This window comes from Martinezella lusitana (assembly GCF_010668395.1).
GTDB lineage: Bacteria > Pseudomonadota > Alphaproteobacteria > Rhizobiales > Rhizobiaceae > Rhizobium > Rhizobium lusitanum_A.
Map to the genome: position 1 here is coordinate 1 of NZ_WUEY01000064.1, position 1,412 is coordinate 1,412.

1 protein-coding gene is annotated in these 1,412 nt (G+C 65.4%); it reads right to left on the bottom strand.

Annotation, left to right across the window (positions count from 1 at the left end):
• Positions 1 to 98: 98 nt before the first annotated feature.
• Positions 99 to 1,409, bottom strand: coding sequence for a histidinol dehydrogenase (gene hisD, locus GR212_RS36520; protein ID WP_163995003.1), 1,311 nt, complete (start codon positions 1,407 to 1,409; stop codon positions 99 to 101).
• Between the last annotated feature and the right edge of the window lie 3 nt (positions 1,410 to 1,412).

The following is a 1,412-nucleotide window of genomic DNA, read 5'->3' on the forward strand; positions in this document are numbered from 1 at the left end:
GAGGAAGCGCCGGTGACGAGTGCGGTCTTGCCGTCCAATCGGAAGGAGGGTGTCCTGGGTAGGGGTGAGGTCATGGCGTGGGTCGTCCCGTCATCGTCTCACTCGGCCGCCTGGCCATAGGGCACGTTCCTGCCGCCATAGCGCCGGACCCTGACATTGGCCTGCTCGGCATGGCCGACGAAGCCTTCCAGCATGCACAGGCGCGAGCAGTAGGCGCCGATCTCGGCCGCCGCCGCATCCGTCAGGATCTTCTGGTAGGAATGCGTCTTCAGAAACTTCCCCACCCAGAGACCGCCCGTATAGCGGCCCGCCTTCCTGGTCGGCAGCGTGTGATTGGTGCCGATCACCTTGTCGCCGTTGGCGACGTTGGTTCGCGGCCCAAGGAAGAGCGCACCGTAGGAATGCATCTTCTCCAGGAACCAGTCGTCGCGATCGGTCATGACCTGCACATGCTCCGAGGCGATGTCGTTGGCGACATCCAGCATCTCCTCGTAGCTGTCGCAGACGATGATCTCCCCATAGTCCTGCCAGGAGATGCGGGCCGTCTCCGCCGTGGGCAGGATGGCAAGCAGCCGGTCGATTTGCGAAAGCGTTTCCTGCGCGAGCTTGCGCGAGTTCGTCACCAGCACCGCCGGCGAGTTGTAGCCGTGCTCGGCCTGCCCGAGAAGGTCGGTGGCGCACACTTCAGCGTCGACCGTCTCGTCGGCGATCACCATGGTCTCGGTCGGACCGGCAAACAGGTCGATGCCGACACGGCCATAGAGCTGTCGCTTCGCCTCGGCGACAAAGGCGTTCCCCGGCCCCACCAGCATGTCGACGGGCTTGATCGTCTCCGTGCCGAGCGCCATCGCGCCGACGGCCTGCATGCCGCCGAGCACGTAGATCTCGTGGGCGCCGGCCAGATGCATGGCGGCGACGATCGCCGGATGCGGCTCGCCCTTCTGCGGCGGAGCGGCCGCAACGATGCGCGGCACGCCGGCGACCGATGCCGTCAGCACCGACATATGCGCCGAGGCCACCATCGGGAACTTGCCGCCCGGCACATAGCAACCCACCGACTGCACCGGAATGTTGCGGTGGCCGAGGATCACGCCCGGCAGCGTCTCCACCTCGATATCGCGCATCGAGGCCTTCTGCGCCTCGGCAAAGCGCCTTATCTGCGCCTGGGCGAACCGGATGTCGGCCATGTCGCGCGCGGAGACCTTGCTCATCGCCGCATCGATCTGCGAACCCGTCAGACGGAATGAACCCGGCGAGAACTTGTCGAACCGCTCCGACAGCTCCCGGACAGCCGCGTCCCCGCGCGTCTCGATCTCCTTCAGCGTCGCCTCGACAATCGAGCGAACCTTCGCATCCTCCTCCGCACGCTCCGTCGCAGTCTTCCCAACCTTCAGATAACTAACCGTCATGAT

Excerpts from the sequence above, each read along its gene's own strand:
- hisD (WP_163995003.1), bottom strand. The coding sequence starts at position 1,409 with ATGACGGTTAGTTATCTGAAGGTTGGGAAGACTGCGACGGAGCGTGCG.